We start from the raw sequence: 14,596 nt of genomic DNA on the forward strand, positions 1-14,596 counted from the left end.
TGAATTACGCCAATAAGCGTATTTGAAACTCCAATCATTTCCCCGAGCCTTCCTGCGCTAAGCACAACATCAGGGAGGCGCGGCACGTCACTTGCCCAGCAAGGACGGATGGCCGCCACAGCGATGACGAAGGCCGAATCAAGGGACCGCTGCCGCGCTCACACGCGGCGGGCATCGACAGGGGACATGACATGAGATTCCATTCCATCGCGCACAGCAGCGCCACAAGCCTGCTGACGCTGGCCGTGCTGATGGCCATCAGCGGCACGGCCCTTGCGCGCGATAACGCCCGCGATGCGGCGCCCACGGCGCCCGCCACCACCGAAACCAAGCCCCCCGAGAACGACGATGGCAATGTGGTGGTCGTCACCGGCCGCCGCCTGTCCGAAGCCTCGCAGAGCATCGGCGAGGATCAGGTGACCAACACCGTCGCCATCACGCGGCAGGCACTGCTCTCGGCCCCCGCCGGTGTCTCGGGCCTGAAGATGCTGGAGCAGCTGCCCGGCTTCAACGTGCAGACCGACGGCTCGCTCGGCCTCTATGAATTCGGCAACAGCGTGCAGGTGCGCGCCTACAACCTCGACCAGATCGGCTTTGTGGTGGATGGCATTCCCACCGGGCGCAGCGATCCCTTCGGCGGCAGCCCGGTGTTCCGTTACGTGGACAATGAGAACCTCGGCTCGGTGGTGGCTTCGGCTGGCGCTGGCGATGTCTCGGTGCCCAGCTATTCCTCGCTGGGGCCGGTGGTGCGGTACAACTCGATTGCGCCGCAGAAGAAGGCGGGCCTTTTCGTCTCCGAGGCGCTGGGCCAGTTCAACCTGCGCCGCAACTTTATCCGCGCCTCCACCGGGCAGCTGGGGCCGATCAGCGCCTATGTCAGCCGCACCAAGCTGGACAGCGATCTGTGGCGCGGCGCGGGCGGCGTGCACCGCACCCATTGGGAAGCGCAGCTCCATGCGGACCTTGGCGGTGACAGCTGGGCGCGGCTGAAATTCGTCTCCAACGACTTCCACGACAATGACTCGCCCACGCTGACCCGCGCGCAATACACCTCCACCACGCCCGATCTGGGCGGCAAGACCGGGCGCTATCGCGGCTATATCGACACGCCGCCCAACACCACGCCGGGCTTCGCCCCCAGCGTGGCGGGCGTGCCCTATTCGAACACCAACTACACCTACACCGCCCCGCTGGCGATCAATGTGCGCAATGACCGGCTCTATGGCGGCACGGTGCATCTTGGCATTGCGCAGGGCGTCTATCTGGAAAGCACCGGCTATTGGGAGCACAAGGCAGGCTACGGCGTCTCGCCAGATAGCTACGCCAACAGCCTCTCGATCTACACCAGTGAGAAGGCCGCCGGGCTGAATGTCGTCGCCCCCAAGGGCACGCAATATGGCAAGTCGGGCGTGGGCGGGAACCGCTATGGCATCACCAGCACGCTGCATTGGGACGCGGGCATCAACCATATCGAGGCCGGCATCTGGGGCGAGGTGGAGCATTACCACCGCACTCAGGCGCGCTACAACACCACCGACGGCTCGCCTGCCAGCGATCCCGATCTGAGCCAGACGGTGTTCTACCGCCGCGACTATCGCGCCGACCGCAACACCACCCAGATCTTCCTCAATGACCGCATCGATCTGGGCAAGCTTGAGCTGACGGCAGGCTTCAAGGGCCTGAACATCGACTATGTCCAGCGCGGCTACCGCGACTATGCCGATTACTACCGCGTGGTGAACGGTGTGGCGGTGGCGGGCTATGGCCCCCAGTCCAATCAGGTGAACTACAACGATCTGTTCCTGCCGCTGGTCGGCGCGCTCTACAAGATCGACAACCGCACCCAGCTCTTCGCCTCCTATGCCGAGAACATGGCCGAGCCCAAGGGGATCGACGACATCTTCTCGGTGACTTTGGCCAGCAGCAGCGGCGTGGTCCCCGCCCCGGCCCCGGAACGCTCGCAGAATGTCGAATTCGGCATTCGCACGCGGCAGAAGGAACTCTACGCCTCGCTGGCGACCTACTACACCAAGTACAAGAACCGCATCCAGTCGATCACCACCTTCCTTGCGGGCTCATCGGGCGCGACGGAAACCTTCTACACCAATGTCGGCCGGGTGGAGGCCTACGGCGCGGAACTCTCGGGCACCTACAAGCCCGGCTTCCTGCATGGGCTGGCCTATTTCAACCTGTCGGCCACCTACAACCACGCCCGCGCGCTGGACAATGTGATGAACGGCACGGCGATCCTCTATGCCACCAAGGGCAAGGTCCTGCCCGACAGCGCGACATGGCTGGTCAATGGCGGCATCACGGTGGAACCGGCCAGCTGGCTGGTGGCCAATTTCAGCGGCAAATACACCTCGGGCCGCTGGTCCACGCTGGACAACACGCCGGGCTCGAATGTGCCCGCCTACACCGTGTGGAACGCCTATGTGGACATCGGCGATGGCTGGCATCTGGGGCCGCTCAAGACGGTGAAGGCGCGCTTCAACATCGACAATGTGTTCAACAAGGACACGCTGGCTTTCGTCTCCACCGCGGCCACGGGGGATGGGTCGTTCCGTCCGCTTTCGCCGCGGACCTGGCAGGTCAGCATCTCGGCTGAGTATTGAGGATGAAGGCGCCTGCTGAAAGGCGGGCGCCTTGTTGGCGTTGAGCAGACGGAAGGTTGGAAGGGAAAGCCTCCGGCGGGCAAAGGGCCCCAAGCGTGCGCTTGTCGCACGCGACAAGCTAGGGCGCCCTTTGCAATCCCTTTCATGTCCGCCTTGCGCTTTGAGTTCAGCGGAGCATTTGAAGGCAGCGAGGATTTTCAGGCCGCTTCGCGGGAAGCTCTTTTGCAAGCTCCCTTTCCGGACACGACAACATTGTGGATGTAGAGCACTGCCGTTACGAGATGCAGAACCACTGCAATAGCGGTGCGATCTGAGGTTATGCATTTATGGCTTATCGCCCTCTCAGCGATTTGGAAGCAACTGATGTTGCCAACACGATAGATGCTGCGAGGCAGTTTTTTACAGGCTGTCCGATCCAGCAAGCCTATGACAACCTTCTATCCAGCACCGCAGATAGAAGCGACCATGCCACTAAACTTCTTGGATTTCTGTTTGGAATGTCCTTCCTATCCGAAGATTGGCTGGAATGGAGCATGCTTCTAGATGCTCGATATGGCGATGAAATCAGCTTACAAGTCAGAGGACGGGATTTGGGATGCGCTCCGTTATCCATGATTAAAAATCGACTTGAAGATGGCGAGCAATGGGATTTGGCTGAATTGCGTGACAGCACAATTGACCGTCTGCGCCAGCTTGGTCAGCACGCTGCCTGACGTCCGCTCCCCCCTAACATTCCCGCCGTTTCAGCTCCACGAAGCGGCTTATCATCGCTGCCACATCGCGCCCTACCTCTAACGCCGAACCCGAAGCGCAACGCAGACATGAAAGGGATTGCAAAGGGCGCCCTAGCTTGTCGCGTGCGGCAAGCGCACGCTTGGGCCCCTTTGCCCGCCGGAGGCACGTCTGCCCTAGCCTCTCAATCCCGCACCAACCCGTGCCCGCTGATCTCATCCCCGGCATCGGGGGCGAAACGCAAATTCCAGATCGTCGCCGTCAGCGAGACGGTGCAGACCACCCAGAAGGCCGCCGAGAAATCGCTCTGCAAGGGGCGGGCATGGCCGTCGATCAGCATCGCCCCATGCAGCGCCATCGCCCCGGCGCAAATGCCCAGAGACAGCATCAGCTGCTGGAAGGTGGCATAGAAAGCCGTCGCGCGGCTCATGGCGTCCTTCTCGATCCCCGCATAGGCGATGGTGTTGTAGGCCGTGAACTGGAACGACATCGACATGCCGCACACCACCAGCACTCCGAACATCGCCCAATCGGACCAGCCGGAAGAAAACAGCCCGCAGATGGCATAGCCGCAGGTGGCGATCACCCCGTTCCACACCAGCGCCTGACGGAAGCCGAAGCGCCGCAGCAGGCCGGGCGCCATGCTCTTCATCGCCAGCGATCCGCAGGCGGTGGCCACGGTAATCGTGCCGCTGCGCGCGGCGGAAAAGCCGAAAGACAGCTGCATCATCAGCGGCAGCAGGAAAGGCTGAGCGCCCTGAGTCACCCGCGTGATGGCCCCCGCGATCACCGACAGGCGGAAGGTCTCATCCTTGAGCAGGGTCAGATCGAGGATCGCCGCCGGATTGCCCTGAGCATGGCGCAGATAGGCCGTGCCCGTCGCCGTGCCCAGCGCCAGCAACAGCACCGCCAGCCATGCCTGCCCCGAGCGGCTGACAAATTCGCAGCCGAACAGCAGGCAGCCCAGCGCAATGCCGCTGAGCGCAAAGCCCAGCCAGTCGAAGGGATCGTCCACATCGTCACGGATATCGGGGATGTAGCGGCCCACCAGCCACACCGCCAGCACGGCCATCGGCAGGTTGATGTAGAAGATCCAGCGCCAATCGAGCCATGTCACGATCAGGCCGCCCAGCGGAGGGCCGAGGATGGGCCCGATCATCGCCGGGGCCATCAGCCAGCTCATGGCATCGACCATATCAGCCTTGTCCACCGAGCGCAGCAGCACCAGCCGCCCCACCGGGATCATCATCGCCCCGCCCAGCCCCTGCACGAAGCGCGCCGCCACCATGGCCTCCAGCGTGGGAGCAAGGCCGCAACCCACGCTGCCCGCCATGAACAGCATGATCGCGGTGCGGAACACGGTGCGCGCGCCGAACCGGTCAGCCAGACGGCCTGAGGCGGGGATGAAGATCGCCAGCGCCAGCAGATAGGAGGTGAGCGCCACGCTCATATCGGGCGCGCGGACATGAAAATCGCGCGCCATGGTCGGCAGCGCGGTGGAGAGCACCGTTGCGTCGAGGAATTCCATGAACAGCGCGCTGGCGATGATGATCGCCATGGTGCGATAGCCCACCACCCGCACCGGCGCCTCGCTGACAGCCGCCGCCGGGGGCGCATCGGCCTCGTCGCGGCAGGGCGGAGCGCCCACCGCCGCCGCGGCCCCGCCCGTCAGCCCGTCTCCGGTGCCGGAGACAAGGCTGGGCGGACGGGGCAGATCGGTGCTCACAGGCGACTCCTGAAAGGGGGCGGCAACGCCCGGTCAGGCATGTCCGCAAAGGCCGGATGCGCGGCGCTGGCTCTCTCCCGCGCCCTGCCGGGGGTGGCGAAAAAGCCAGCGCCGCGCTGATATTGTGCTTGTCTCCTAGGCCTTCTGCCAGCCGCCGCCAAGGGCCCGCACCAGCGCCACACCCGCACGCAGGCGCGCGGTCTCGACCTGAAGCGCCTTGCGACGGGCGGTCAGCTCGGTGGTCTGGGCGGTGACGACATCGAGATAGCTCGAAGCGCCCTTGTTGTAGCGGTTCATCGACAGCTGGGCGGCCTGCTCGGCATTGGCGACGGCGCGATGCTCGGCAGCATCCTCATCGCCCAGATGATGCAGGTCAGACAGGCTGTCCTCCACCTGCTGGAAGGCGGTCAGCACCGTCAGGCGGTAGGTGGCGGTGGATTCATTCCACTGCGCCCGCGCCCTGGCGACGCCCGCCTTGATCCGCCCGCCATCGAAGAGCGGCAGGCTGATCGAGGGGCCCAGCGCCCAGAACAGGTTGGGCGCCGACCCCAGACCCGAGAGCACCGTCGAATTGGTGCCGCCGCCGCCCAGCAGGCTGATCTGCGGGAAGGCCGCGGCGCGCGCCTGGCCGATGCCTTCATTGGCCGCGAACATGCGGCGCTCGGCAGCGGCGATGTCCGGGCGGCGTTGCAGCAGCGTGGAGGGCAGCCCGACATCGGCGCTCAAGGCATTGAGCGGCGTGATGCTGGCGGCCAGAGTCAGCTCCGAAGCGGGCGCGCCCACCAGCGTGGCGATGGCATGCTCGACCTTGGCGCGCGAGGCCTGCACATCGGCCAGCTGCGCCTGAGCATCCGCCAGCTGAGCGCCGGACTGGCCGGTCTCGATGCCGGTGGCGATGCCGCCCTTGAAGCGATGCTGGGTGACGTCATCGGCCTGCTGATAGGCCGCCACGGTGTGGACCAGCAGATCGGCCTCACGGTCCAGCCCGCGCAGGGTGATGTAATAGGCGGCCAGATCGGCCTGAAGGCTCAGGCGAACGGCGGCGACATCATCCTGGCTGGCCAGCGCATTGGCCCGGCCCGCCGCCACTTCGGCGCGCACCCGGCCCCACAGGTCCAGCTCGTAACTGGCCGTGCCGCCCAGCGTGTTGTTGCCGTAGATGTTTTCCTGATTCAGGCTGCGCAGCGGGCGATCCTGCGACTGGCGGTCGTAGGTCAGATTGCTGTTGGCATTGAGCTGGGGGAACAGATCGGCGCGCGCCCCGCGCAGCGCGGCAGTGGCCTGATCGCGACGGGCCAGCGCGGCGGCGAGCGTCGGGCTGTCCTTCTCGATGCGGCCTTCCAGCTCGTTGAGCACCGGATCGCCGAAGCCTTCCCACCAATGCCCGGCTTCGCTCAGGCTGGAAGGGGTGGCCATGCTCCACGGCCCGCCCTCGCGGAAGGCGGGGGGATTGGGGGCGACAGGCGGATGATAGGCGGGCACCTGCGAACAGGCGCCCAGCGACGTGGCCGCCAGCAGGGCCAGCCCGGCAAGGAGGCGCTTAGCCATGGCTGCCCCCGATCTGCACCTTCTGGCCATCCGCGATGGAGTCCGCCGGATCGTTGATGATCTTGGCATCGGGCGAGAGGCCCGAGGTGATCTGCACCGTGGCGCCCATATCGCGGCCCACCGTGACGGGGATCAGGCGGACATGGCCATCGGGCGTCACCGTGCCCACGCGCGTCCCGCCGCCACGCAGCACCAGCGCGGAAGACGGCACCGTCACCAGACCCACCTGCACCGGCAGGTTGAAGCTGACCTGGGCATAGCCGCCGGTCTTGAGCAGATGCTGCGGATTGTCGATTTCCAGCTGCACCTGAAGCGCGCCGCTCTGCTGGCTGATGGCGTTGGCCTGCGCCAGCACGGTGGCATGCATCACCTGACCCGGCGCTTCGGGCACGGTCAGGCCAGCGGTGAGGCCGGCATGGATCTGCGCCGAATATTGCTGAGGCACGTTCACATAGATGCGCATGCGGTGTTCATCGGCCACGGCGAACATCGGCTGCGGGTTGGTGGTGCCGGGGCCCACCAGATCGCCGATGTCCGACTGACGCAGCGTGACCACGCCCGCGAAGGGCGCGCGCACCGTGGCATAGGACTTCATCGCCAGCAGACGGCCCAGATTGGCCTGAGCCTCGGCCACGGTGGCCGTGGCAGTGGCGGCACCGGCGTTCTTTTCGTCCGCCTCCTGATGCGAGACCGAGTTGGAGGTCAGCAGGTCGTTCCAGCGCGCGGCGGTGGACTTGGCCAGCGAGGCCTCGGCCTTGGTGCGCTGCAGCGTGGCGCGGGCCTGAATGATCTGCTGATCGAGTTCGGGCGTGTCGATGTAGCCGAGCGGCGTGCCGGCCCCGACCTGCGAGCCGATGTCCTTGTCCCACGAGCGGACATAGCCGGAGACGCGGGGGAAGATGCGCGCCGAGGTCCAGGCCTGCATCGTGCCGGGCAGCACCAGCTGGGTGGAGGTGCCCGCCTTGCCCGGCGCCACCAGATGGACGGTGGGCACGGACTGCTCATCGGCGAAGCTCTGGGCGTTGACGTCGGCATGGTTGCGGCTGAACAGCCCCCAGGCCACCACCAGCACGGCCACACCGCCGGCGATCAGCCCGATCTTGGCCAGCCCCCTGGGGGGAGCCACATGGCCGGAGAGCAGGGCATCGGATTCATTGTGTTCAGACATGGACGGGCTCCGCGGCTTCATGGGCGGCAACAGGGGGGTGGGTTTCGGCAGGCTGCGAGGTGCCCGCCTTCACGTGACGGTGGACCATGGCAAAGACCACGGGGACGAAGATCAGCGTGGCGGTGGTGGCGAAGATCAGGCCGCCGATCACCGCGCGGCCCAGCGGCGCGTTCTGCTCGCCGCCGTCGCCCAGACCCAGGGCCATGGGGCCCATGCCGATGATCATGGCGAGCGCCGTCATGATCACCGGGCGGAAGCGGGTGGCACCTGCTTCCATCGCGGCCTTGTAGGCGTCTCCGACGATGGCCAGACGTTCACGGGCGAAGCTGACCACCAGCACCGAGTTGGCCGTGGCCACGCCCATGCACATGATCGCACCGGTGAGCGCAGGCACCGACAGCGTGGTGCCCGTGGCGAACAGCATCCAGACGATGCCGGCCAGAGCCGCAGGGAGCGCCGAGACGATCACCGCCGGGTCCGCCCAGCTCTGGAAGTTGACCACGATCAGCAGGTAGATCAGCACGATGGCGCCAGCCAGACCCAGGATCAGGCCCGAGAAGGCAGAGTTCATCGTCTGCACCTGACCGCGCAGCACCACCATCGAACCCTTGGGCAGATCCTTGTGCGTATCCTTGAGGATCTGCTGGATGCCCGCCGCCACGGCGCCAAGGTCACGGCCCTGGGTGGTGGCATAGACGTCGATCGCCGGGCTGATCGAATAGTGGGTGATCAGCGCCGCGGTCAGGCCGCGATGGATGTTGCTGACATTGTTCAGCGTCTGGAAGGTGCCGACACCGGTGACGGGCACATTGTTCAGCGCCGAAATCGAGTCATTGGCATATTGCGGCGCCTGCACCACGATCGGGTAGGAGATGCCGGTCTTGGGGTTCAGCCAGAAGGTGGGCGCCACCTGCGAGCTGCCCGCAAGGTTCACCGACAGCGACTTGGTCACGTCATTCTCGGTGATGCCGATGCGGTTGGCCTGGAAGCGGTCCACATTGACCTTCAGCTCGGGATAGTTGCTCGGCTGCTGCAGGCGCACGTCGGCGATGCCGCCGATATGCTTCATGCGCGCGGCGATCTCATTGGCATAGGTCTCGTTCGCGGCATTGTCCTTGCCCGAGACGACCACGTCGATGGGAGCCGGAGCACCGAAGTTCAGGATCTGGCTGACGATGTCGGCGGGCAGGAAGGCGAAGTTGGTGCCGGGGAACTGCTGAGGCAGATCCTTGCGCAGGGCTTCGACATACTGTGCCGTCGGCTTGTGGTCTTCCTTCAGCGTGATCAGAATGTCGCCATCCTGAGAGCCGATGCCGCCATTGTTCGAATAGGCCATGTTGATGCCCGACACGGTCATGCCGATGTTGTCGACCACCGAGGCGGTCTGCTCTTCGGGCACGGTGTGGCGGATGCGCTGCTCGATATGGTCGAACAGGGCGGCGGTCTCTTCCAGACGCGTGCCGGTGGGCGCGCGGACGTGGATGCTGATCTGGCCAGAGTCCACGGTGGGGAAGAAGTTGCGGCCCAGGAACGGCACCAGCGCAAAGCTGATCAGCACCACGCTCATGAAACCGATCACGAAGCGCTTGCGGTTGTCCAGCGCCAGCGTGAGAATGCCGACATAGACCCGGCGCACACCTTCAAAGCGCTTTTCAAAGCCATGCTGGAAGCGCTTGAAGGGGTTGCGCGTGTTGGGTTCACCGGCGGTGGCGTCATGGGTGGCCATATGCTCATGGGTGTGCGGCCCGGCATGGGCGCGCAGCAGCCAGTTGCCCATGGTGGGCACCAGCGTGCGGCTGAGCACGAAGCTGGCGATCATCGCGAAGACCACGGCCTTGGCCATGGGCGCGAAGAGGAAGCCCGCCACGCCATCCAGGAAGAACATCGGCACGAAGGCGATGCAGATGCAGAGCAGCGAGACGAAGGCCGGCTGCACGATCTGCTTGGCGCCATCCATGATGGCGTCCTGCACCTGCTTGCCGTGTTCAAGGTGCCAGTTGATATTCTCGATGGTCACGGTGGCGTCATCGACAAGGATGCCGACTGCCAGCGCCAGACCGCCCAGCGTCATGATGTTAAGCGTCTCGCCCGTCAGCGACAGGCCGCAGACGGCAGCGAGAATGGCCAGCGGGATCGAGGTGGCGATGATCACCGTCGAGCGCCAGGAGCCCAGGAACAGCAGGATCATCAGCGAGGTGAGCGCCGCAGCAATCACACCTTCACGCACCACGCCCGAGATGGCCGCCTTCACGAAGAGCGACTGGTCGGACAGCAGATCGATGTTCACGCCATCGGGCAGCGAGGGCTTGAGCCGGTCGAGCATCGCCTTGGTGCCGTCGACGATGTCGATGGTCGAGGCGGAACCCGCCTTGAGCAGCGTCATCAGCACCGAACGCTTGCCGTTCACGCGCACTTCGTTCTGCTGCGGAGGCGAGCCGTCATGCACATTGGCCACGTCGCGCATCATCACGGTGGCACCGTCCACGGTCTTGATCGGCAGGTTGTTGAGCGAGTCAATCGCCTCGGGGGCGTTGTTCAGATTGACGTTGTACTCATAGGTGCCGATGCGCGCCGTACCAGCCGGAATGATCTGGTTCTGCGAGGCCAGCGCCGCGCCCACATCTGCGGGCGAGAGATGGCGGGCCTGAAGCGCCTGCGGATCGAGATCGATCTGGATCTGACGCACCCGGCCACCATAAGGCGACGGCAAAGCCGCACCCTGCACTGTCGCCAGCGAGGAACGGATGGTGTTCTGGCCAAGATCGAACAGCTGCTGTTCCGACAAAACGCCCGAAGACAGCGCGATCTGGAGGATCGGCACGGTCGAGGCGCTGTAGTTCAGGATCAGCGGCGGGGTGATGCCCGCCGGCATCTGCTTCAGCACCGTCTGCGAGGTCGAGGTGACCTGCGCGGTGGCGGTGCGGATGTCCACGCCAGGGCGGAAGTAGATCTTCACCACGCCGATGCCGTTGTACGAGGAGCTTTCCATATGCTCGATGTCATTGACCGTGGCGGTCAGCTGACGCTCGTAATTGTAGATGATACGGCCCGACATGTCCTTGGGAGACAGGCCGGTGTAGGTCCACACGGCGGCGATCACCGGCACCTTGATGTCGGGGAAAATGTCGGTCGGGGTTTTGACCCAGGCAATGGAGCCGAACAGCACGATCAGAATCGCCATCACCACGAAGGTGAGCGGCCTGAGCAATGCGATCTTGACGAGTTGCAGCATGAAAGGCGCTCTCTCGTTAAACAATCGAGGGTTGGCGCGCCGGGCCCGGGGGGGATGGGAGGGGGACGAAGCCCGACGCGCCGAGGGGGTGCCGATGCATCTGCGCTCTTGTGCAGGTGCGAACAACTTAATTAAATTTAAGTTGGAGCGCCCCGAGCCAGCGACAATGCGAAGGGTCGGAAAAGCAAGGCAGAAAAGGGAAGACGCAGGGGTGTTACACCCCTGCACCCCTTAACGTCTCCCGACGCCGGCGTGGTGTGATGGGCAGGCGTGGCGCCCCGGCGTAAGCGTAAGCGCCGCAGGCAATTCCATAATGAGAGGGGTACATCGGCCTCTCCTGCCTGCGGCGCCTTCGGGTGCGCAGGTGGAGAGGCTGAGCACAACGATTGTGAACCACTGCCGTTTCGCCGGGAGACGTTATGGGAGCGCGAGGGGGTAACCCCCTCGCATCTTCCTGTTTTCCCTAAAAACCTTACCGCAACCGCCGCGCCACGATCCGCGCGACCAACCCCGGCCCGGCATCGTCCAGCGAGAATTCGAAGCCGTGGAGCTGCACGATGGCCACCACCAGACTCAGCCCCAGCCCCGATCCGGGCGCCATGGCGGCCCCTGCCCCACGCTCGAATCGGCGCTGCACGCGCTCGCGCTCGCCTTCGGGGATGCCGGGGCCCGAGTCGCGCACCTCGATGGCCACCGCTTCGGGCAAGGGTTTCAGCGCCAGCGTGACGGTGGAGTTCTCCGGCGCGAATTTGGTGGCGTTCTCGACCAGATTGCTGATCGCCTCGAACAGCAGCCTTTCGTCGGCGCGGATCACCAGCCCGCCGGTTGCGGCCACGGAGAGGGTGATGCCGCGCTCCTCGGCCAGCGGGTCGTAAAGTTCCGCCACGCCGGACAGCACATCGAGCGGATCGAGATTGGCAAAGGCAGCGTGGCGGCGCGAGGCCTCGATCTCGGAAATGCGCAGCAGGGCGCGGAAGCGGGCGAGAATGATGTCCAGCTCGCCCATGGCGCCGTAGATCGAGCCGCGCAGCTCGGTGTCACCGGCGATGGTGGCATGCTGGGCGATGCGGTCAAGGCGGGCGCGCAGGTGAGTCAAAGGCGTGCGCATATCATGGGCGATAGCATCGGTGGCGCCCTTCACCTGCCCCATCAGGCGCTCGATTTCCTCGACCATACCATTGATGATGGTGCCGATCACATCGATTTCGTCGCGTCGCGGGGTTTCCGGCAGGCGGTGGCGCAGATCGCCGCGCGCGATGGCGGTGGCCATCACCTGCATGTCGCGCACGCGCCGCATCGGGCCGATGCTGAGCGAGACCCCCACCACCAGCGCGATCAGAATCGTGGCCAGACCCGAGAAGGCCATGATGATCAGCACACGCTCATGCAGATCGCGCAAAGGCGAGATGTCGCGCGCCACCACCACCACATCGCCCGAGGACAGGCGCGCGGCCAGCAGGCGCAGCGGCAGACCGCGCGGGCCGCCATCGCTGCGCTCGAACGGCTTGTTGAGCGGGAAAGGCTCGGCCACCCGCACATTGCCCACCACCCGCCGGCCGTGGGCATCGTAAAGCGCGATGAACTCCAGACCGCTGGCCCAGGCATCGATGGCATGGCGGGTCATCACCGCCTCACGCCCGCGCGGCGTGTGCAGGATGCCGTCCATACGGGTGGTGAGAAACTGGTCGGTGCGCCAGAACAATTGCTGGGCGGTCAGCACATAGGTCAGGCCCAGCAGGCCGATCACCGCGACGACGAAGACCGCGCAAAGCCCCGCCGTCAGGCGGAAGGCCGTGGTGTGGCGCAGATCGGCCAGACGCAGGCCAAGCAGGGTTTCGGTCAGGGGAGGCATGCGGTTGGCCAGAAAGGTTTACTCGACCTCAAGGCGATAACCCTCGCCCTTGATGGTCTGGATCGGCGAGGGATGGCCGGGCCGCTCCAGCTTCTTGCGCAATTTGGCGATATGCACATTGATCAGATTGTCGCTCGCCTCGAAGAACCGGCCCCAAACCTGCTCGAAAATCACCTGACGCGCAACCGGGCGACCGGCATGGCGGGCGAGAAACTCAAGCAGGCGGAACTCGGTCTGCAGCAGCGAGACCGGCTCGCCGCCGACCCAGACCTGCCGCTTGACCAGATCGATCTCGACCTGCCCGGCGCGCAGAAAGCCATCCTCGGGATATTCGCGGTTGCGGCGCAGCAGCACCTCCACGCGCATGGACAATTCGCTGACAGCAAAGGGTTTGGCCAGATAATCGTCGCCGCCCGCGCGCAGGCCCGCCACACGCTCATCGACATCGCCCAGAGCGGAGAGCATCAGCACCGGCGTCTGCAAACGGCGCGCGCGCAGCCTTGCGACCAGCCCCAGACCGTCGAGGCCGGGCAGCATGCGATCCAAAGTGATGGCATCGAAGCGTTCGGTCTCCAGCCGGGTCAGCGCCACGCGGCCATCATCGACCCAGACAACATCATGCCCCTGACCCGTCAGGGCAGAGGCGATAATCTCGGCGGTTTCTGAATCGTCCTCGACGACCAAGATGCGGGCCATGCCGCTCTCCTCAATGCAGGTGCTCGGGGCCCCTTACCCAGGTTGGCCGTTCCGCCAGACGCATCGGGGGGGTGAATGCGTGGGCGGAACGGCCGTTCGGGCTTCCTCTCCGCCTGCCGCTTTTGCGCATCGCGCGCCAAGGCTCAAGTGAATAGAATTTCACTTTGGTCCTAGCGTTCAGACGCAAGGCGGCCTGCCGCATGGAAGCCCATGCGGCGGCAGGCCGTACCTGAACGTGCCTCAGTGCTTGATGATAAAGGGAATTTTTACCGTGCCGCGCACCTGCACGGCCTCACCATTGCGCATCACGGGGGACCAGCGCCATTTGCGCACAGCCTCCAGCGCGGCCTTGTCCAGCCGGGCGAAACCGCTGCTGCTGGAGACGGAAATCTCTGCGACTCGGCCATCGGTGCCCAGCAGGAGGGTGAGCGCCACCGTGCCCTCTTCCTTGTTGCGCCGCGATTCGAGCGGATAGGCGGGCGCCGTGAAGGACAGCATCTTGGCGGACAAATCGCCACCCTCGGCCGGGCCAACCGCCTTGGGCGGCGGCGGCGCGGCGGGCGGAGCCGGGGGCGCGGGCGGCGCTTGCACCACGGGCGCGGGGGCCGGTGCGGGAGACAGGGCCACGGGCGTGGGTGCCGGCTGCTGGGTCACCACCGGTTGCTGCACGGGGGTCGGCGTGGTGGGCAGTTCCACCTTCTCGACCTCGGGCTTGGGCTGCTGCTTGGGCGCGGCGGGCGGATCAAGCTTCAGATCCAGCGCCATAACGCGGTGATGGCGGTGGTGATGCTCATGCACATTCATCCACACCAGCGTCGAGAACAGCAGGCTGACCGCCGCAAAGGCCACCACGGCGGCGGGGGCCTGACGCTTCGCGCTGCCCTGCCCATAGGTGGAGGCATAGGAATAGATCGGCTCAGCCGCGCTCGCCGGGACCAGACGCGGGCCTGCCAAGGCCGCGCCCCGCTGGGGAAGTGCGAAATCCTCCGGCGCGAAGCGCGCGAGTGCGGAATTGTCTGCCAACATG

Annotated in this window: 9 protein-coding genes; 2 read left to right on the forward strand and 7 right to left on the reverse strand. The window is 65.3% G+C overall.

Annotated features, from left to right (window positions below):
* The first annotated feature begins 251 nt into the window (after positions 1-251).
* Complete coding sequence (locus tag HGK27_RS16425) at positions 252-2,615, forward strand: TonB-dependent receptor (protein ID WP_206243298.1); 2,364 nt, start codon at positions 252-254, stop codon at positions 2,613-2,615.
* Between the two features lie 326 nt (positions 2,616-2,941).
* On the forward strand, positions 2,942-3,328 hold the full coding sequence (locus HGK27_RS16430; protein ID WP_206241932.1) for a DUF3806 domain-containing protein: 387 nt from the start codon (positions 2,942-2,944) through the stop codon (positions 3,326-3,328).
* Between the two features lie 203 nt (positions 3,329-3,531).
* On the opposite strand, the gene HGK27_RS16435 is transcribed toward HGK27_RS16430, so the two are convergent.
* The 7 genes from HGK27_RS16435 to HGK27_RS16465 form a co-directional block, all read right to left on the reverse strand.
* On the reverse strand, positions 3,532-5,073 hold the full coding sequence (locus tag HGK27_RS16435) for an MDR family MFS transporter (protein WP_241127239.1): 1,542 nt from the start codon (positions 5,071-5,073) through the stop codon (positions 3,532-3,534).
* 135 nt (positions 5,074-5,208) lie between these two features.
* On the reverse strand, positions 5,209-6,621 hold the full coding sequence (locus HGK27_RS16440; protein ID WP_206241933.1) for an efflux transporter outer membrane subunit: 1,413 nt from the start codon (positions 6,619-6,621) through the stop codon (positions 5,209-5,211).
* Positions 6,614-7,789, reverse strand: coding sequence for an efflux RND transporter periplasmic adaptor subunit (locus tag HGK27_RS16445; RefSeq protein ID WP_206241934.1), 1,176 nt, complete (start codon positions 7,787-7,789; stop codon positions 6,614-6,616). Before HGK27_RS16445 ends, HGK27_RS16440 begins: the two co-directional genes overlap by 8 nt.
* Entirely contained in the window at positions 7,782-11,021 is a 3,240-nt protein-coding gene (locus HGK27_RS16450) for an efflux RND transporter permease subunit (RefSeq protein WP_206241935.1), read from the reverse strand. The genes HGK27_RS16445 and HGK27_RS16450 overlap by 8 nt, the downstream gene beginning before the upstream one ends.
* A 472-nt stretch (positions 11,022-11,493) precedes the next feature.
* Positions 11,494-12,873, reverse strand: coding sequence for a sensor histidine kinase (locus tag HGK27_RS16455; RefSeq protein ID WP_206241937.1), 1,380 nt, complete (start codon positions 12,871-12,873; stop codon positions 11,494-11,496).
* Between the two features lie 18 nt (positions 12,874-12,891).
* Complete coding sequence (locus tag HGK27_RS16460; protein WP_206241939.1) at positions 12,892-13,569, reverse strand: response regulator transcription factor; 678 nt, start codon at positions 13,567-13,569, stop codon at positions 12,892-12,894.
* Between the two features lie 240 nt (positions 13,570-13,809).
* Positions 13,810-14,595 (reverse strand): energy transducer TonB, encoded by a 786-nt coding sequence (locus tag HGK27_RS16465; RefSeq protein WP_241127241.1) that lies wholly within the window; start codon positions 14,593-14,595, stop codon positions 13,810-13,812.
* Position 14,596 lies beyond the last annotated feature (1 nt).

The organism is Novosphingobium terrae, from assembly GCF_017163935.1.
Taxonomy (GTDB): Bacteria; Pseudomonadota; Alphaproteobacteria; order Sphingomonadales; family Sphingomonadaceae; genus Novosphingobium; species Novosphingobium terrae.

Excerpts from the sequence above, each read along its gene's own strand:
- HGK27_RS16445 (WP_206241934.1), bottom strand. The coding sequence starts at position 7,789 with ATGTCTGAACACAATGAATCCGATGCCCTGCTCTCCGGCCATGTGGCT.
- HGK27_RS16440 (WP_206241933.1), bottom strand. The coding sequence starts at position 6,621 with ATGGCTAAGCGCCTCCTTGCCGGGCTGGCCCTGCTGGCGGCCACGTCG.
- HGK27_RS16425 (WP_206243298.1), top strand. The coding sequence starts at position 252 with ATGGCCATCAGCGGCACGGCCCTTGCGCGCGATAACGCCCGCGATGCG.
- HGK27_RS16460 (WP_206241939.1), bottom strand. The coding sequence starts at position 13,569 with ATGGCCCGCATCTTGGTCGTCGAGGACGATTCAGAAACCGCCGAGATT.
- HGK27_RS16465 (WP_241127241.1), bottom strand. The coding sequence starts at position 14,595 with ATGTTGGCAGACAATTCCGCACTCGCGCGCTTCGCGCCGGAGGATTTC.
- HGK27_RS16450 (WP_206241935.1), bottom strand. The coding sequence starts at position 11,021 with ATGCTGCAACTCGTCAAGATCGCATTGCTCAGGCCGCTCACCTTCGTG.
- HGK27_RS16430 (WP_206241932.1), top strand. The coding sequence starts at position 2,942 with ATGGCTTATCGCCCTCTCAGCGATTTGGAAGCAACTGATGTTGCCAAC.
- HGK27_RS16455 (WP_206241937.1), bottom strand. The coding sequence starts at position 12,873 with ATGCCTCCCCTGACCGAAACCCTGCTTGGCCTGCGTCTGGCCGATCTG.